This is a genomic window from Streptomyces sp. TLI_185 (assembly GCF_003814765.1).
GTDB lineage: Bacteria > Actinomycetota > Actinomycetes > Streptomycetales > Streptomycetaceae > Streptomyces.
Map to the genome: position 1 here is coordinate 2543086 of NZ_RKRB01000001.1, position 15169 is coordinate 2558254.

Here is a 15169-nt window from a genome sequence, read left to right on the forward strand (position 1 = left end):
AAGCAGTGGGCGGCCTGCGACCGCTCCGGCGCGTCCGGCGGGCCGAAGGGCCCCACCCGGTCGGACGACCGGGCGGGGCCCACTCGGTGAGGGGGAGCTGCTCAGAGGTCGAGCTGCTGCCCGGGCACGATCACATCGGGGTCGGAGCCGATGACGGCCTTGTTGGCGGCGTACAGCCGCTGCCAGGTGGTCCCGTGCCGGGCGGCGATCCTGCTCAGGGTGTCGCCCTCGCGGACGGTGTAGTCGCCGCGGGAGGCACCGCGCGCCGTGTGGCCCGTCGAACGTGCCGGCGTCTTCGACGGCTTCGACTTGACGACCGATGAGGACTTGGTGGTGGCGGAACCGGAGGAGGCCGCGGGTGCGCTGCCGGACGCTCCGGCCCGTGCCGAACAGACGGGCCAGGCGCCCCAACCCTGGGCGTGCTGGACCTTGGTGGCCACTGCGATCTGCTGTTCCCTGGAGGCCCCGGCGGCCGTCGGCGCATAGGCCGTGCCGCCGTACGCGCGCCAGGTGCCGGCGGAGAACTGCAGCCCGCCGTAGTAGCCGTTACCGGTGTTGATGTGCCAGTTGCCGCCGCTCTCGCACTGGGCGATGCGGTCCCACACCCCGCCGTCCGCCGCCGCGGCGTTGCCGGTCGCGGCCAGCAGCCCGAGCGGGGCGAGCAGTGCCGCCCCGGCGAGGAGCGCCGTCGTACGGGTCCTGCGGACGTTGTCACGGGTGGTATCGGCACACTCGGACATGTAATTCCCTCTCGAAACACCCGGGCTCCCCCAAGGCGGGGCGCGCTCACGGCACATGGGCCGGTCGCCGCGCTCCGCCCCGTCCGCCGGTGATCGCGTCGTGCTGGTACTGCTGGCTGGTGCGGTCGGCGGACGTTCCCGAGCGGTGCTCGTTGCACACGGCGGAGGAATCTAAGGAGCCTGTCGAGGCGTCAGCAACCAACTGCTTGTCATTCCAGGCCAGTTCGCCGTTACCGTGGGTATCGGCAATTTCCGGCCACCCACTTAATTCGCCGATTTCACGATTTGTCGACCATGACGCCCGAGGATCTGTGACTCACTTCACGCAACCAACTTCCTTGGATTTCCAAGGAATTGACAGTGAGTGCCCGATTCCGCACCCGCGGTGACCCTGCGCTGTGGATGGTTCGATTCCGTTCGCCCTGGAGCGTGACTCCCGCCACAGATCGCCCGTTGTCTCCTTCATGAGCCCGGGACCCGCCCGGTTCACACTTCCCGAGGGGAGCCACCCGTGCCGCGCATGCTCGACGTCAGCGACGAGGTACGCGCCGAGATCGGCGACGAAGAGGCCGACCGGCTGCTCGCCGGAGAGAACGCCCCCGGCAGCTACGACTGCACCTCCTGCCGCACCCCGGGCGACTCCGAACAGGAGCGCACCAGCACCGTCCTGTTCGTCGGCGAGGAGACCGCCGTCCTCGCCTTCGCCCACGCCACCTGCCTGCCCTCGCAGGTCGTCCAGGTCACCGAGGAGCAGCTCCAGGGCGCCGTGCGGTCCATCTCCGGGGACACCGTGGACCTGGACCCCGACCAGGTCGTCCCCGAGCAGGCCGTGCTCGGTGTGACCAGCGGACTCGTCCTGATCGCCGGGGAGTTGCACCCGGCGCTGGTCGTCGAGCCGACCGGGCCCATCGTGCGGCCGGGCACGACCGGGCTCGGCGACGACTTCCTGCCGCTGCTGATCGAGCAGGGGTTCATGCCGCTCATGGAACTGTCCGAGGTGCCGCCCGTACTGCACGGCTGGTCGGTGCTGCTCGCCATGGGACAGCTGCACGCCGTACTGCAGCCCGGCACGAACGGCGGGCAGCCGGTGGCGTGGTGGCAGGCGCATCAGCCGCTGCAGGTGACCGACGGCTGGCGGGCCGCCGCCAACAAGCATCAGCAGGTGCTCATGTTCGCCGCACCGGTGGGGTCCATCGGGCGTCAGCCCCGGGAGGACCTGCTGAGGGACGCACTGGACAAGGCGGCGGCCAACGGGCAGCTGGTCGGCGTCGCCATGCCGCTCGCGGGGACGTGAGAACACCCAAAGAGGCGGATACCAACCGCATCCCTTGAACTTCGGGGTCGTTTGGACATACGTGCACGCATACGACATTCCCCGCCGCCAGTCCTACCAGCCGATTCCCTCCGCCCGCTCGGCCCAGGACATTTCGGGCAGCCACTCGGCCACGCCCATCTACGACGCGCTCTGGTCCGAGTACGTCAAGTCCTTCCGCACGCTGCCGGGTGACCGCAGTGGCGAGGAGAACCTGGGGTTCACCGCCTTCGGGAACATTCCGACCAGTGCGGAGCCGCACGGAGGTCACCGGCCGGGGTCGTTCAGCAGCTCGTACAGTGCCTACAGCGCCGGGGCGTACAGCGCCCGGCAGCAGTCGCAGTGGCAGCGTGTGCCGGCCGCACTGCCACCCGGCCCGCGCGGCGTTCGCTGAACGGCTGAGGCAGCTGACACATGGGGGAGGGCGGTCCCGATCGGGACCGCCCTCCCCCATGTGTCGCCTACTTCTTCTTGTTGCCGCGCTTCTCGCGCACCCGCACCGAGATATGGATCGGCGTCCCCTCGAAGCCGAACTCCTCGCGCAGCCGGCGCTCGATGAAGCGCCGGTAGCCCGCCTCGATGAACCCGGAGGCGAACAGCACGAACCGCGGGGGCTTGGTGCCGGCCTGGGTGCCGAAGAGGATGCGGGGCTGCTTGCCGCCGCGGATCGGGTGCGGGTGGGCGGCGACCAGCTCGCCGAGGAAGGCGTTCAGACGGCCCGTCGGGACGCGGGTCTCCCAGCCCGCCAGCGCGGTCTCGATCGCCGGGACCAGCTTCTCCATATGGCGGCCGGTGCGGGCGGAGACGTTCACCCGGGGCGCCCAGGCGACCTGGCCGAACTCGGTCTCGATCTCCCGCTCCAGGTAGTAGCGGCGCTCCTCGTCGAGGGTGTCCCACTTGTTGTAGGCGATGACCATCGCGCGTCCGGCGTCGACGGCCATCGTCACGATCCGCTGGTCCTGCACGGAAATGGATTCGGAGGCGTCGATCAGGATGACCGCCACCTCGGCCTTCTCGACCGCGGCCGCGGTGCGCAGCGAGGCGTAGTAGTCGGCGCCCTGCTGGAGGTGGACGCGCTTGCGGATGCCGGCGGTGTCGACGAACTTCCAGGTGACGCCGCCGAGTTCGATGAGCTCGTCGACCGGGTCGCGGGTGGTGCCCGCCAGCTCGTTGACGACGACGCGCTCCTCGTTCGCCACCTTGTTCAGGAGGGAGGACTTGCCGACGTTCGGGCGGCCGATCAGGGCGATGCGGCGCGGGCCGCCGATCGCGCTGCCGAAGGTCTGCTCGGGGGCGTCCGGCAGGACCTCGAGGACGGCGTCCAGCATGTCGCCGGTGCCGCGGCCGTGCAGGGCGGAGACGGGGTGCGGCTCACCGAGACCCAGCGACCACAGGTAGGCCGCGTCCGCTTCACCGCTCTGCCCGTCGACCTTGTTGGCCGCGAGCACCACCGGCTTGCCGGCCTTGCGCAGCAGCCGTACGACCGCTTCGTCGGTGTCGGTCGCGCCGACCTTGGCGTCGACCACGAACACGACGGCGTCGGCGGCCTCGATCGCGTACTCGGCCTGCGCGGCCACGGAGGCGTCGATGCCGAGGACGTCCTGCTCCCAGCCGCCGGTGTCGACGACCTTGAAGCGACGGCCCGACCACTCGGCCTCGTAGGTGACGCGGTCGCGGGTGACGCCGGGCTTGTCCTCCACGACTGCCTCGCGCCGCCCGATGATGCGGTTCACGAGGGTCGACTTGCCGACATTCGGGCGGCCGACGACGGCGAGGACGGGCAGCGGGCCGTGACCGGCCTCCTCGATGGCACCCTCGACGTCCTCGAGGTCGAAGCCCTCTTCCGCGGCGAGCTCCATGAAGTCCGCGTACTCGGCGTCGCCAAGTGCTCCGTGGTCGTGCTCCTCGCCCGAGCCGTCGGAGTGGATGTGGTCGTTCATGAAGTCCGTACCTCGTCGTTCATCGTGGTGATCGGTGGAACATCCGGCTTCTTCCGGCTGATCCACTACTCAAGTGTCGCCTAGCGACCGGTCAGTCGCCTGGCGTTTTCCAGGTGCGCGGTGAGCTGCTTCTGAATGCGTTCGGTCGCCTCGTCCAGCGCCTTGCGCGTGCGCCGTCCGCTGCCGTCGCCCGCCTCGAAGGGGTCGCCGAAAACGACGTCGATGCGGCTGCGCAGCGGAGGCAGCCCCTTGGTCAACCGGCTCCGCCGCCCGGAACTTCCCAGTACGGCGACCGGGACGACCGGTGCTCCACTGCGTACGGCGAAGTAGGCGAGGCCGGCGCGCAGCGAGGCGAAGTCGCCCTCGCCGCGGGTGCCCTCCGGGAAGATGCCGAGGACTCCCCCGGCGGACAGGACGCCCAGGGCCTGCGTGATCGCCCCGCGGTCGGCGACCGAGCGGTCCACCTTCAGCTGGCCGATACCCAGCAGGAACGGGTCGAGCGGGCCGATGAACGCCTCTTTCTTGATCAGGAAGTGCGTCGGCCGGGGCGCCACGCCCATGACCATCGGTCCGTCGATGTTGTGGGAGTGGTTGACGGCGAAGATCACCGGGCCGGTGGCGGGCACCTTCCAGGAGCCCAGCACCCGCGGCTTCCACAGCCCGTACATCAGGCCGACGCCGATCCGCCGCCCGACCTCGGCGCCGCGTTCGGAGGGAACGGAGGGTGCGGTCACTTCCCGGCCCGCTTCTCCTCGACGAGGGTGACGACGCACTCGATGACCTGCGCGAGGGTGAGGTCGGTGGTGTCCACCTCGACCGCGTCGTCCGCCTTGGCGAGCGGCGAGGTCTTACGGCTGGAGTCAGCGGCGTCGCGCTTGATCAGCGCCTCACGGGTGGCGTGCACGTCGGCGCCCTTGAGCTCACCGCTGCGGCGGGCGGCGCGGGCCTCCGGCGAGGCGGTGAGGAAGATCTTCAGGTCGGCGTCGGGCAGCACGGTCGTACCGATGTCACGGCCCTCGACGACGATGCCGTGCTCCGCGGAGGTGGCCAGCGAGCGCTGCAGCTCGGTGATCCGGGCGCGCACCTCGGGCACCGCGCTGACCGCGCTGACCTTGGAGCTGACCTCCTGGGTGCGGATCGGGCCGGACACGTCGATGCCGTCGACCGTGATCGTCGGCTCGGCCGGGTCCGTGCCGGAGACGATCTCGGCCTTGCCCGCCACGGCGGCGATCGCGGAGGCGTCGTCGATGTCGATCCCGTTGTTCACCATCCACCAGGTGATCGCCCGGTACTGGGCGCCGGTGTCCAGGTAGCTCAGACCGAGCTGCGCGGCGACGGCCTTCGACGTGCTCGACTTGCCCGTGCCGGCCGGGCCGTCGATGGCGACAATCACGGGCTTGGCGACGCCGTTTTCCACGGGGGGACACCTTCCTGGTGCGGTGTGGTGGGTAGGTGGGGCCGCGATCGTGCCCTGAACAAGGTTACTGGCTCGCCGGAACCCTTCTTACAGGCGGATGATCCCGGGGATCACTGTGCAGGGGTGCGGTTGGTCACTGCCGGATCGCCCACCCTCGCTCCCGCAGGGCAGCCGTGAGGACCGGTGCCGTCTGCGGCTCCACCATCAGCTGGACCAGACCCGCCTGCTGGCCGGTCGCGTGCTCGATGCGTACGTCCTCGATGTTGACCCCGGCCCGGCCCGCGTCGGCGAAGATCCGCGCCAGCTGGCCCGGCTGGTCGTCGATGAGGACGGCCACGACCTCGTACGCCCGTGGAGCGGACCCGTGCTTGCCGGGGACCCGCACCTGTCCGGCGTTCCCGCGCCGCAGGACGTCCTCGATGCCCAGGACACCCTCACCGCGCTTGGCCTCGTCGGAGGACTGCAGGGACCGCAGTGCCTGCACCGTCTCGTCCAGGTCGGCGGCGACGTCGGAGAGCAGGTCGGCGACCGGCCCGGGGTTCGCGGAGAGGATGTCGATCCACATCCGGGGGTCGGAGGCGGCGATCCGGGTCACGTCGCGGATGCCCTGACCGCACAGTCGTACGGCCGCCTCCTCGGCGTTCTCCAGACGCGCGGCGACCATGCTGGAGACGAGGTGCGGCATGTGCGAGACCAGCGCCACCGCGCGGTCGTGGGCGTCGGCGTCCATGACGACCGGGACGGCCCGGCAGTGCGAGACCAGCTCCAGGGCGAGGTTCAGCACCTCGGTGTCGGTGTCCCGGGTCGGCGTCAGCACCCAGGGGCGGCCTTCGAAGAGGTCACCGGTCGCCGCCAGCGGGCCGGACTTCTCGCGGCCCGACATGGGGTGGGTGCCGATGTACGCGGACAGGTCCAGGCCCAGCGCCTCCAGCTCGCGGCGCGGGCCGCCCTTGACGCTGGCCACGTCGAGGTAGCCGCGGGCCGCGCCCCGGCGCATGGCGTCGGCCAGCACCCCGGCCACATGGGCGGGAGGCGCGGCGATGATCGCGAGGTCGACCGGTCCGTCGGGGGCCGCGTCGGTGCCGGCGCCGAGCGCGGCGGCCGTACGCGCCTGCTCGGGGTCGTGGTCGGCGAGGTGCACGACGACGCCCCGCTGGGACAGGGCGATGGCGGCGGACGTACCAATGAGCCCGGTGCCGATGACGAGCGCGGTTCTCACTGGGCGATGTCCTTGCGCAGGGCGGCCGCGGCGCCGAGGTAGACATGGGCGATGTCGGCGCGGGAGCGGTCCGACTCGATGTGCGCCAGGACGCGCACGACGCGCGGCATGGCGCCCGCGATGTCCAGTTCCTGGGCGCAGATCAGCGGTACGTCGACGATGCCGAGCTTGCGGGCGGCGGCCGCGGGGAAGTCGCTGTGCAGGTCGGGCGTGGCCGTGAACCAGATGCTGATCAGGTCGTCGGCGCTCAGGGCGTTCCGTTCGAGAATGGCGGTGAGCAGGGCCCCGACCTGCTCGTCCATGTGCCCGGCCTCGTCCCGTTCCAGTTGGACGGCTCCCCGGACCGCTCGTACCGCCACGGCTGTGCTCCTCGCTGATGTACGGATCGGCTTTCGACCCTCCAGCCTAGTCAGCCCGCGGCGGGCGGGTGTGCGCCGCCCGCCCGCTGAGACGGCGGCTCCGATGCCCTGCCAATGTCACTGAATCGCCCCAATTTCGCTACTTGGGATGGCTCGCCCCTGTGCGCCTCTTTACGTCGGGGCCGCCGGTCCGCTCTGATGGCAGGACACTCGCCTCGGGGGAGGCCCGAATGAAGCGCCCTGGACCGCTGCTGACCCTGCTCGCGGGACTGCTGCTCGGCCTGTTCATGCTGTCACTGAACGCGACGACGGGGACGAAGAGCGCCTCGTCCACCTACAAGGAGAAGTCGCCCGGCGTCACGGCCTCGCCGACTCCCTCGAGGACCACCACGTCGCCCAGCCCGTCGCCGTCGCGGGCCGCCGCGCCCCAGGGTGTCTACACCGGCCGTACCGACGACGACTCGTCCGCCGTGGCGGTCTCGCTGCGCGGCGGCAAGGCGATCGCGTACTTCTGCGACGGCCACAACATCGAGTCGTGGCTGAAGGGCACGGTGAAGGACGACGGCAGCCTGCGCCTGAGCGGTGACCACGGCGCGAAGCTGAACGGCACGGTGCGGGGCAAGCAGATCCGGGGCACGGCCGAGGTCGGCGGCGGGCACTACGCCTTCACCATCGACAAGGCGAAGAAGCCGTCCGGTATCTACCGGGCGAACAGCCAGGTCGCCGGCGCCAGGATCGTCGGCGGCTGGATCGTCCTGCCGGGCGGCAAGCAGGTCGGCATCGTCACCCGCGACGGAGCACCCTCGGCCGCGCCGGCCATCGACCCCGAGACGGGCGCGGTGACGGTCGACGGACAGCGGCTGACGGCACATCCCGTAACTCCTTGATGCTCCTGACCTGGGAGACGACACCATGACCGTCGACCCGAACGCCGCGACCCAGAGTTTCCCGCCTTCCGGACCCGCCCATCGCGCCCCGGGCCCCGCCCGCTATCTCGTCCCGGCCCTGGTCGCCGCCGCGGTGGCCGTCGGCCTCGGCGTGTACGGCAAGGTCCACGACCCCACCGGGACGGCCTTCAACCTGGCCGGGTTCAGCAGCACAGGCGCGGTGAAGTCGTGGCTTGCGTCGACCGCGTTCTTCTTCGCGCTCGTCCAGCTGGTCAGCGCTTTCATGGTGTACGGCAAGCTGCCGGGGCCGCGCTGGGCGTCGGCGCTGCACCGCTGGTCGGGCCGGATCGCGTTCCTGGTGGCGGTCCCGGTCGCCGTGCACTGCCTGTACGCGCTGGGCTACCAGACCTACGAAACGCGCGTGATGTGGCACTCTGCCCTGGGTTGCTTCTTCTTCGGTGCCTTCAGTGCCAAGATGCTGCTGCTTCGCTCCCAGCGACTCCCCGGCTGGCTGCTGCCGCTCGTCGGCGGGCTGGTCTTCACCGTTCTCACCCTCATCTGGCTGACGTCCGCCCTCTGGTTCTTCCGCACGTTCGGAGTGACGACATGACCCACCGCTCGACGCGGCGCACGGTTCTCCTCGCGACGGGCGCGGCGACGCTCGCCGCGGGCTGCAGCAAGTACGGCGACAACAGCGACTCCGGGTCCTCCGCGAACGCCTCCGGCGGACAGGAACTGGCGAAGACCTCCGAGATCCCCGTCGGCGGCGGCAAGATCTTCAAGGACGAGAAGGTCGTGGTCACCCAGCCGAAGAAGGACGAGTTCAAGGCCTTCTCCGCGGTCTGCACGCACCAGGGCTGCACGGTGGGCAGCATCGCGGACGGCATCATCCACTGCCCCTGCCACAAGAGCGAGTTCCGCATCGCCGACGGCTCGGTGGCCGGCGGCCCCGCGCCGAAGCCGCTGCCCGCGGAGCAGATCAAGGTGGAGGGAAATTCGATCCGCCGGGTGTGAGGCGCCGCGTACGCTCCGAGACATGCTTCCCGAGGCGCTGGTGCGCGACCACACGATCTACGCCTGCGTGATGGGTTCGCGCGCCTTCGGTCTGGCGACGGACGGCAGCGACACCGACCGCCGGGGCGTGTTCGTGGCCCCCACTCCCCTGTTCTGGCGCTTCGACAAGCCGCCGACGCATGTCGAGGGCCCGGCCGAGGAGCAGTTCGGCTGGGAGCTGGAGCGTTTCTGCGAGCTCGCCCTGCGCGCCAACCCGAACATCCTGGAGTGCCTGCACTCCCCGCTCGTGGAGTACGTCGACGAGACCGGCCGCGAACTCCTCGCACTGCGCGGGGCGTTCCTCTCCCGCCGGGCCCACGAGACGTTCACGCGCTATGCCCTCGGCCAGCGCAAGAAGCTGGAGGCGGATGTCCGCACCCACGGCGCCCCGCGCTGGAAGCACGCCATGCACCTGCTGCGCCTGCTGATGAGCTCCCGCGACCTGCTGCGCACGGGCGCCCTCAGCATCGACGTGGGCGACCAGCGCGAGCCCCTCCTGGCCGTGAAGCGCGGCGAGGTCCCGTGGCCGGAGGTCGAGTCCTGGATGAACCGCCTGGCCGCGGAGGCCGACGAGGCATCGCGTCACAGTCCCCTCCCCGAGGAGCCGGACCGGGCCCGCGTCGAGGCCTTCCTCGTCCGCGTCCGCCGCGCCTCAGCGCTCCAGCCGGATGCGTATGACGAAGTCGTGCAGGGCGTCGTACACGGTCGGGGCGTCGGGTAGCGCCGAGGTCTCCTGCGCCGCGTCGAGCACGCCGTGCAGATGCTCGACGTCCGCCTGCACGCGCGCGTGGTCGACCTCGGCACCCCCGTGCTCCTGCTCCGCCTTCGCCGCGATCAGCTCCGGCAGGTAGGCGGGGGCGTCCAACTCGCCCAGCAGCGTGGGCAGATGGGCCTGCACCTCGCCGCTGCGCATCAGGTGGATGCCGGTGAGCAGGACCCGGAAGGTGTAGAGCAGCGGCTTGAGCTCACGGGTCTTCTCGAAGAGCCGCCACTGAGTGTTGGCGAACCCCCTGTAGTGGTGGGCGTGATGAGTGGTGAGCACGCCGGGTGCGAGCGCGGCCAGCTCGCCGTGCGCGTCGGTGGTGTGCACGACCAGGGGCGAGAGCAGCTGCTCCAGCACATAGCCGTTGCGGCGCAGCATCAGCCGTACGAACTTGCGCAGGTCGTGCGTGACCAGGTCCAGCTCGACGCCGTCCCGGTCCCACATCCGGGACCGGGTCTCGTCCGGCTCCCGCAACCCCAGCAGGTCCGCCGTGGGCAGCAGGTGCACGCCCCGCAGGTCCACGTCCGAGTCGCGCGACGGGAAACCGTAGAGGTGTGCGCCGGAGACGGTCGCGAACAGCACCGGGTCGGGCTGTTCGGCGACCACCGGCGCCAGGTCGATGTCGAGGGCGTCGATCATCCCTCAAGCGTCCCAGAGGGCGCCGAGGGTCATCAGGTCGCCCCGGTACTCGATGCGGTCGGCCCAGTCCGTCGGCCAGGCGTCGGCGCCCAGGTACGCGCCCGCGAAGGCGCCCGTCAGGCAGGCGATGGAGTCCGAGTCGCCCGAGGTGCAGGCGGCCCGGCGGAGGGCCGTGACCGGTTCGTCGACGAACTGCAGGAAGCACAACAGGCCGGTGGCGAAGGCCTCTTCGGCGATCCAGCCCGCGCCGGTGGCCAGGCACGGGTCGGTCTCGGGCGAGGCCGTGCGCACGGCGTGCTGCAGCCGGTCGAGGATCTCCAGGCACTCGTCCCAGCCGCGCGTGATGAAGTGCTCGGCGCTCGGGTCCTGGCTGCGGGTCCACAGGTCGCCGAGCCAGGCGTGGTGGTAGCGGCTGCGGTTCTCCAGGGCGTACGACCGCAGCAGGCCGACGAGTCCTGTGGGTTCGGCGCCCTGCGCGAGCAGGCGTACTGCGCGGGCGGTGAGGTCGGACGCGGCGAGAGCGGTCGGATGCCCGTGGGTCACGGCGGACTGCAACTGGGCGGCGCCCGCGCGCTGTTCGTCGCTCAGGCCGGGGACGATGCCGAGGGGCGCGACGCGCATGTTGGCGCCGCAGCCCTTGGAGCCGATCTGGCTGGCGTCCTGCCAGAGGCGGCTCTCGTCCTTGAGCAGGCTGCAGGCGCGCAGGCAGGTGTTTCCCGGCGCACGGTTGTTCTCCGGCGACTGGTACCAGTCCACGAACTCCTCGCGCAGCGGCCGCTCCAGCCGCTTCGGCGCGAGCACCCCGCGGTCCATGGCCGTGCGCAGAGCCCGGCCCAGCGCCAGCGTCATCTGTGTGTCGTCGGTGACGATCGCCGGCGTCGGCAGCCGCATCTCCCGCCACGGCCCGCACTTGGCGAGGATGCCGGGCACGTCGTGGAACTCGGTCGGGAATCCGAGCGCGTCCCCGAGGGCGAGCCCGATCAACGCCCCTGTCGCGGCGCGCTTGTCGACGATGGTTGCGGTCATGCGGGGCGTCCTTCCCGGGACGGTCGGAGGAGGGGCGGGTGCAGTGCGGTGGCCGGTCCGGCGCGATACAGCGCGGCGGGTTTGCCGCGGCCGCCGGTCAGCCGGGCGGCGCCCGGCACGGCCTCGACGAAGCCGGGCGTGGCGAGCACCTTGCGGCGGAAGTTGGGCCGGTCGAGGGAGGTGCCCCACACCGTCTCGTAGACGTGCTGCAGCTCGCCGAGCGTGAACTCGGGCGGACAGAAGGCGGTGGCGAGGCAGGTGTACTCGAGCTTGGCGCCGACCCGTTCGTGGGCGTCGGCCAGGATCGTGTCGTGGTCGAAGGCGAGCGGCCGGACCGCGTCGTACGGCAGCCAGCTCGCCCGCGCCGCATCGCTGCCGGCCTGCGGCTCGGGCGCGTCGGGCAGCAGCGCGGTGAAGGCGACGGACACGACCCGCATCCGGGGATCGCGGTCGGGTTCGCTGTAGGTCCGCAGCTGCTCCAGATGCAGCCCCGTGACGTCCGCGAGACCGGTCTCCTCGGCGAGTTCGCGCCTGGCGGCCGTCTCCGCCGACTCCCGCGGCTCCACGAAGCCGCCGGGCAGCGCCCAGTGACCGGCGTACGGCTCCTGTCCGCGCTCGACGAGCAGCACGTGCAGGGCGCCGGCGCGGATGGTGAGGACGGCGAGGTCGACGGTGACGGCGAAGGGCTCGTAGGCGTACTTGTCGTAGCCCGCCTTGTCGAAGGCCATACGCAACCCACCCCCTTAATAGTCAGTACGACTATAAAGAGGGTGGGTGCTTTGACACAACCCCCGCGTCACAGCTCCCGGGCGAGCGCTGTCTCCTGGGCCCGCGACGGCGCGAAGGCCGCCACCACCGCTCCGGCTCCCGCCGCCCCGGCCGACACCCACAGCGCCGGTGCGCAGCCGTCCAGGAAGGAGGCGGGTGAGCCGTAGCCGCCGTACTGGGTGAAGACCAGGGCGGCGACGGCGATGCCGAAGACGCCGCCCAGTTCGCGCAGGGCGTTGTTGACGCCGGCCGCGACGCCCGCGTCACCGAGGGGGACGGCGGAGGTCACGGCGTTGGCCACGCTCGGGAAGACCATGGAGATGCCGATGCCCGCGATGATCAGCGGGACGACCAACTGCCCGTAGCCGACACCGGGTTCGACCTGCAAGGCCAGCAGGGCGAGGCCCAGCGCCTGCAGGGCCAGTCCGCCGAACATGAAGGGCCGGGTGCCGAAGCGGTCCGCGAGGGCGCCAGCGACCGGGGCGACCAGGAGCGGCATCGCGTTCCAGACGAGGACGCGCACGCCCGCCTCCAGCGGGGAGTAGCCGAGCCCGGTCTGGAAGAGCTGCGTGATCATGAAGAGGGCGCCCAGCAGGGACCCGAAGACCAGGAAGGCGGCCGCGTTGGCGACGGAGAACCCGCGGTTACGGAAGTGCGCGAGCGGCAGCATCGGATAGCGGGCTCCCCTGCGCTCCCAGAGGAGGAAGGCGGCCAGGAACACGATCCCGGCGGCGAGCGCGGTCAGCACCTCGAAGCTCCCCCAGCCCGCCTGCGGCGCCCGAACCGGCGCCCAGGCCAGCCCGGTCAGCCCGACGGCCGCCAACACCAGTCCCACGAGATCGAGTTGGGGCCGTGTGCCGTAGCTCTCGCGGAGCTTGGTGGCGGCGAACGGCAGCATCGCGAGCCCGATGGGCACGTTCAGCCAGAAGATCCACTGCCAGGACAGGCCCTCGGTGACGGCCCCGCCGAGCACCGGTCCGGCCGCCACGCCGAGGCCGGTCACCCCGCCCCACACACCGATGGCGACGCCCCGCTTCTCAGCCGGGAACGCCTCGCTGATCAGGGTCAGGGTGAGCGGCAGGAGTACGGCCGCGCCGGCGCCCTGCACCACGCGGGCGCCGATGAGCTGGCCCGGGCCGCCCGCCAGGGCGGAGGCGGCCGAGCCCAGGGTGAAGACGGCGAGCCCGGCGAGGTACATCCGCCGCCGCCCGAACCGGTCGCCGAGCGCGGCGCCGGTCAGGGTCAGACAGGCGAAGACCAGGTTGTAGGCGTTGATCGTCCATTCCAGGTCCGACAGGCTCGCCCCGAAATCGGCCCGCAGGGCGGGCAGCGCGGTCGCTACGACCACGACGTCCAGGGAGCACAGCAGCGCGCCGAGTCCGGCGAGGAGGACGGTCCACACGCGTCGGTGCGGGGCCTGTCCTGCGGGTGGTTTGCGTACGGAGACACTCAGTGTGTCGGTCATGACGGGGGTTCCTTCCATGAGCTCTTGAGGTCGCTCACGGAAGGCAGACCACCCTCACCCCGGAAAGGAATCGCGCCGCCCCAGAAAGGCCAGCAGGCGCGCCTCGGGCCCCGCGTGCAGCGGTACGGCCACGGGCGCGCCGAACCGCACGCCCCGGTCCGCCGGCGCCACCACGCACTGCGCCACCGGCAGCAGCTCGGCCGCCAGCGGGCCCGGTATGGGCCGGGGCCGCCCGCAGGCCTGCGCCACGTCCCATCCGTGCACGGTGATCTCCACCGCCCCCACGGCGGCCATCACCCGTACGTCCAGCGCCAGTTCGCCCACCAGCACCCGCTCCCCAGGCCCGGCCGCCCAGGCGCCGAGCACGGCACACGCGCGCGTGCGGAACGCGCAGGCGAGATCTCCCCCGGGGCGCCCCGGCGTCAGCCCGATCCGCCCGCCGGTCAGCCCCTCGTGCAGGGCGTCCAGCGAGTCGTCGAGGTGCCCGAGCAGCTCCCCCAGGTCCCACTCCGCGCACGGGGTGCCCCGCTCCAGGCCCCCGGGCCCGACCCCGGCGATGCTGCCCAGCGCGTAGGCGAGCGAACGCTCCAGCAGCTCCCCGCCGTTCACGACAGCACCCGCGGGAACCCGAAGCGGGCGACCTGCGCCAGGTCGATGAAGGCCGTGATGCGGGCCAATGTGCCGCCCTGCACGGTGAGCACCTGCACCGAGTGCGCCCGCAGCACGCCGTCCACCCCGCGCACGTACATGACGACGGCCGGCTGCCCGTTCGCGCGCGTGGGCAGCATCCGGTAGCTGCCCTCCCCGTGGCCCCTGGCGTGCAGGAACAGCAGCACGTCCTTCTTGCCGCGGAACCACTCCAGGTTGGGCGGCATCTCCAGTTCGACGCCGTCCTGGAGGAGGTCGAGCAGCGCGTCCATGTCGGCGCGTTCGAAGGCGGCCATGTACCGGTCGAGCACCTCGCGGTCCGCGGCGCCCTCGGGCTCGACGACGAGGTCCTCGTCGGGGGCGACCTCGTCGAGCCGGGCACGCGCGCGTTGGAGGCTGCTCTTGACGGCAGCCGTCGAGGTCCCGAGCAGCGAGGCGACCTCGGGCGCCTGCCAGGCCAGCACGTCCCGCAGGATGAGCACGGCCCGCTGCCGGGCGGGCAGGTGCTGCAGCGCGGCGACCAGCGCGAGCCGCAGGCTGCCGCGGGCGGCCACGACGGTCGCCGGGTCGACCAGCGAGTCGGGCAGCGGCTGCAGCCACGGAACATCCGTCGCAGGGGCCCTCAGCGGCTCCTCAGGCGCCTGTGACGGCCCGCCGAGCCCCGCGGGCAGCGGACGCCTCGCGCGGCTCTCCAGCGCCGTCAGACACGTGTTGGTGGCGATCCGGTGCAGCCAGGTCCGCAGGGACGCGCGGCCCTCGTAGCCCTCGTAGGACCGCCACGCCCGCAGATACGTCTCCTGCACCAGGTCCTCGGCCTCGTCGACCGAGCCCAGCATCCGGTAGCAGTGCGCGAGCAGCTCCCGCCGGTACGGGTCCGTCAGCCGGACGAACTCGTCGCGGTCCGTCGTCGTAGCAGGCATGGCCATTCCTCTC

General features: G+C 71.5%; 18 protein-coding genes. 6 read left to right on the forward strand and 12 right to left on the reverse strand.

Annotated elements, in window-relative coordinates:
* Positions 1 to 101: 101 nt before the first annotated feature.
* A complete protein-coding gene (locus EDD92_RS11480) occupies positions 102 to 740 on the reverse strand; it encodes a transglycosylase family protein (RefSeq protein ID WP_123964207.1) in 639 nt (212 codons plus the stop codon).
* Positions 741 to 1251: 511 nt separating this feature from the next.
* Here EDD92_RS11480 and EDD92_RS11485 point away from each other — a divergent pair.
* Together EDD92_RS11485 and EDD92_RS11490 are read left to right on the forward strand one after the other, a co-directional pair.
* Entirely contained in the window at positions 1252 to 2034 is a 783-nt protein-coding gene (locus tag EDD92_RS11485; protein ID WP_123964208.1) for a hypothetical protein, read from the forward strand.
* 61 nt (positions 2035 to 2095) lie between these two features.
* Entirely contained in the window at positions 2096 to 2446 is a 351-nt protein-coding gene (locus EDD92_RS11490; protein ID WP_030947484.1) for a hypothetical protein, read from the forward strand.
* A 67-nt stretch (positions 2447 to 2513) separates the two neighbouring features.
* On the opposite strand, the gene der is transcribed toward EDD92_RS11490, so the two are convergent.
* The 5 genes from der to aroH form a co-directional block, all read right to left on the reverse strand.
* Entirely contained in the window at positions 2514 to 3992 is a 1479-nt protein-coding gene (der, locus tag EDD92_RS11495; protein ID WP_123964209.1) for a ribosome biogenesis GTPase Der, read from the reverse strand.
* Positions 3993 to 4072: 80 nt separating this feature from the next.
* Complete coding sequence (locus tag EDD92_RS11500) at positions 4073 to 4765, reverse strand: lysophospholipid acyltransferase family protein (protein WP_185123990.1); 693 nt, start codon at positions 4763 to 4765, stop codon at positions 4073 to 4075.
* The gene (cmk, locus tag EDD92_RS11505; RefSeq protein WP_123964211.1) at positions 4723 to 5409 is read right to left on the reverse strand and encodes a (d)CMP kinase; all 687 of its coding nucleotides are present in this window, start codon (positions 5407 to 5409) and stop codon (positions 4723 to 4725) included. Before cmk ends, EDD92_RS11500 begins: the two co-directional genes overlap by 43 nt.
* A gap of 133 nt (positions 5410 to 5542) precedes the next feature.
* Positions 5543 to 6628 (reverse strand): prephenate dehydrogenase, encoded by a 1086-nt coding sequence (locus EDD92_RS11510; protein WP_123964212.1) that lies wholly within the window; start codon positions 6626 to 6628, stop codon positions 5543 to 5545.
* Positions 6625 to 6987 (reverse strand): chorismate mutase, encoded by a 363-nt coding sequence (gene aroH / locus EDD92_RS11515; RefSeq protein ID WP_123964213.1) that lies wholly within the window; start codon positions 6985 to 6987, stop codon positions 6625 to 6627. Before aroH ends, EDD92_RS11510 begins: the two co-directional genes overlap by 4 nt.
* A 230-nt stretch (positions 6988 to 7217) precedes the next feature.
* On the opposite strand from aroH, the gene EDD92_RS11520 reads away from it, so the two are divergent.
* From EDD92_RS11520 to EDD92_RS11535, 4 genes are read left to right on the forward strand one after another with little or no spacing between them, the layout of a single operon-like run.
* Positions 7218 to 7874, forward strand: coding sequence for a hypothetical protein (locus EDD92_RS11520; RefSeq protein WP_123964214.1), 657 nt, complete (start codon positions 7218 to 7220; stop codon positions 7872 to 7874).
* Positions 7875 to 7899: 25 nt separating this feature from the next.
* Positions 7900 to 8484: a DUF6529 family protein gene (locus tag EDD92_RS11525; RefSeq protein ID WP_030947501.1), complete on the forward strand. Its 585-nt coding sequence runs from the start codon at positions 7900 to 7902 to the stop codon at positions 8482 to 8484.
* Positions 8481 to 8888 carry a Rieske (2Fe-2S) protein gene (locus EDD92_RS11530; protein ID WP_123964215.1) on the forward strand — a complete coding sequence of 136 codons (408 nt, stop codon included), beginning with the start codon at positions 8481 to 8483 and terminating at the stop codon, positions 8886 to 8888. The genes EDD92_RS11525 and EDD92_RS11530 overlap by 4 nt, the downstream gene beginning before the upstream one ends.
* A gap of 22 nt (positions 8889 to 8910) precedes the next feature.
* The gene (locus EDD92_RS11535) at positions 8911 to 9648 is read left to right on the forward strand and encodes a DNA polymerase beta superfamily protein (protein ID WP_123964216.1); all 738 of its coding nucleotides are present in this window, start codon (positions 8911 to 8913) and stop codon (positions 9646 to 9648) included.
* Here the strand turns inward: EDD92_RS11535 and EDD92_RS11540 are convergent.
* The 6 genes from EDD92_RS11540 to EDD92_RS11565 form a co-directional block, all read right to left on the reverse strand.
* Positions 9580 to 10329 carry a nucleotidyltransferase domain-containing protein gene (locus tag EDD92_RS11540; protein ID WP_123964217.1) on the reverse strand — a complete coding sequence of 250 codons (750 nt, stop codon included), beginning with the start codon at positions 10327 to 10329 and terminating at the stop codon, positions 9580 to 9582. The two genes, EDD92_RS11535 and EDD92_RS11540, sit on opposite strands and share 69 nt — an antisense overlap.
* A gap of 3 nt (positions 10330 to 10332) precedes the next feature.
* Complete coding sequence (locus tag EDD92_RS11545) at positions 10333 to 11355, reverse strand: ADP-ribosylglycohydrolase family protein (RefSeq protein ID WP_123964218.1); 1023 nt, start codon at positions 11353 to 11355, stop codon at positions 10333 to 10335.
* Positions 11352 to 12083 (reverse strand): NUDIX domain-containing protein, encoded by a 732-nt coding sequence (locus EDD92_RS11550; protein ID WP_123964219.1) that lies wholly within the window; start codon positions 12081 to 12083, stop codon positions 11352 to 11354. The genes EDD92_RS11545 and EDD92_RS11550 overlap by 4 nt, the downstream gene beginning before the upstream one ends.
* Before the next feature lie 68 nt (positions 12084 to 12151).
* Positions 12152 to 13588, reverse strand: a complete 1437-nt coding sequence (locus EDD92_RS11555) for an MFS transporter (RefSeq protein WP_123964220.1) — start codon at positions 13586 to 13588, stop codon at positions 12152 to 12154.
* A gap of 54 nt (positions 13589 to 13642) precedes the next feature.
* On the reverse strand, positions 13643 to 14197 hold the full coding sequence (locus EDD92_RS11560) for a TIGR03086 family metal-binding protein (RefSeq protein ID WP_123964221.1): 555 nt from the start codon (positions 14195 to 14197) through the stop codon (positions 13643 to 13645).
* Positions 14194 to 15156, reverse strand: a complete 963-nt coding sequence (locus EDD92_RS11565; RefSeq protein WP_123964222.1) for a sigma-70 family RNA polymerase sigma factor — start codon at positions 15154 to 15156, stop codon at positions 14194 to 14196. The genes EDD92_RS11560 and EDD92_RS11565 overlap by 4 nt, the downstream gene beginning before the upstream one ends.
* Positions 15157 to 15169: the final 13 nt, after the last annotated feature.

Bases quoted from the DNA above. Each gene is read 5' to 3' on its own strand.
- EDD92_RS11480 (WP_123964207.1), bottom strand. From the start codon at position 740: ATGTCCGAGTGTGCCGATACCACCCGTGACAACGTCCGCAGGACCCGT.
- der (WP_123964209.1), bottom strand. From the start codon at position 3,992: ATGAACGACCACATCCACTCCGACGGCTCGGGCGAGGAGCACGACCAC.
- EDD92_RS11520 (WP_123964214.1), top strand. From the start codon at position 7,218: ATGAAGCGCCCTGGACCGCTGCTGACCCTGCTCGCGGGACTGCTGCTC.
- EDD92_RS11525 (WP_030947501.1), top strand. From the start codon at position 7,900: ATGACCGTCGACCCGAACGCCGCGACCCAGAGTTTCCCGCCTTCCGGA.
- EDD92_RS11530 (WP_123964215.1), top strand. From the start codon at position 8,481: ATGACCCACCGCTCGACGCGGCGCACGGTTCTCCTCGCGACGGGCGCG.
- EDD92_RS11535 (WP_123964216.1), top strand. From the start codon at position 8,911: ATGCTTCCCGAGGCGCTGGTGCGCGACCACACGATCTACGCCTGCGTG.
- EDD92_RS11540 (WP_123964217.1), bottom strand. From the start codon at position 10,329: ATGATCGACGCCCTCGACATCGACCTGGCGCCGGTGGTCGCCGAACAG.
- EDD92_RS11545 (WP_123964218.1), bottom strand. From the start codon at position 11,355: ATGACCGCAACCATCGTCGACAAGCGCGCCGCGACAGGGGCGTTGATC.
- EDD92_RS11550 (WP_123964219.1), bottom strand. From the start codon at position 12,083: ATGGCCTTCGACAAGGCGGGCTACGACAAGTACGCCTACGAGCCCTTC.
- EDD92_RS11555 (WP_123964220.1), bottom strand. From the start codon at position 13,588: ATGACCGACACACTGAGTGTCTCCGTACGCAAACCACCCGCAGGACAG.
- EDD92_RS11565 (WP_123964222.1), bottom strand. From the start codon at position 15,156: ATGCCTGCTACGACGACGGACCGCGACGAGTTCGTCCGGCTGACGGAC.